Origin of the sequence: Winogradskyella psychrotolerans RS-3 (genome assembly GCF_000427335.1) — a bacterium.
In the GTDB taxonomy this organism is placed as follows: Bacteria; Bacteroidota; Bacteroidia; order Flavobacteriales; family Flavobacteriaceae; genus Winogradskyella; species Winogradskyella psychrotolerans.
This window is the reverse complement of the sequence record NZ_ATMR01000062.1, coordinates 1-805: the sequence shown is the minus strand read 5'-3', so window position 1 is coordinate 805 and position 805 is coordinate 1. Positions and strand designations below refer to the sequence as shown.

The following is an 805-nucleotide window of genomic DNA, read 5'->3' as shown; positions in this document are numbered from 1 at the left end:
CTGAAAACCAAGTATCAATTACACATAATTACAAATGGGTTTAATCTGAGTCAGTACAACAAACTCAAATCTTCAAAATTGGACACTTATTTTGACTTGATAGTAACCTCTGAAAATTCTGGATTTAGAAAACCTGACAAGAGAATATTCGAACATGCCCTTCTTCATTTAAAAGCAGAAGCAAGCCATTGCCTGATGATTGGTGACAATCCACTTTCTGACATCCAAGGGGCTCAAAATGCTGAAATCGATCAGGTTTATTATAACCCTTTAAATACTGAAAGCGAAGTGAACCCAACTTATAGGATACGCCACCTTTCCGAGCTTATAAAAATACTGTAAACCCTTCGATTCTGGTAAGCCATTGTTAATTTGTATATTTGATTTATAACCAGATTGTAAATCAAACCCGAAAAAGGCAATAAAATTCAGCATTGTGATGATTTCACTGCGAATACTATCGGCTAATCCGGGTTAAAAACCAAACTATTATGCTTAAAGGCTTTTTTAATGTACCAGAACCAAGCAATGAACCGGTAAGAAATTATGCTCCGGGATCCAAAGAGAGGGGTTCTTTACAGGCTGCCCTAAAAGCAGCCAGTGATCAGGTCGTAGATATCCCAATGTATATAGGGAGTGAAGAAGTAAAAACTTGGAAAAAACCACACCTATCCACCCTCCCCATAACAGACAGCATTTACTGGGTCAATTTCACTCGGGTGACAAAGAGCATGTTACCCAAGCCATAAATGCAGCCCTAGGCGCCAAACCAGCCTGGGAGAACATGCAATGGGAACAAAGAGCT

General features: G+C 39.1%; 2 protein-coding genes. Both read left to right on the top strand.

All coding sequences use genetic code 11. The annotated features are described in order from the left end of the window. Positions 1–342 (top strand): HAD family hydrolase (locus tag ADIWIN_RS04890; RefSeq protein ID WP_040756574.1); only part of this gene is annotated, 342 nt, incomplete at its 5' end. A 310-nt stretch (positions 343–652) separates the two neighbouring features. After that, positions 653–805, top strand: a 153-nt coding sequence (locus tag ADIWIN_RS22130; protein ID WP_200859792.1) for an aldehyde dehydrogenase family protein, incomplete at its 3' end; no start/stop codon positions are given.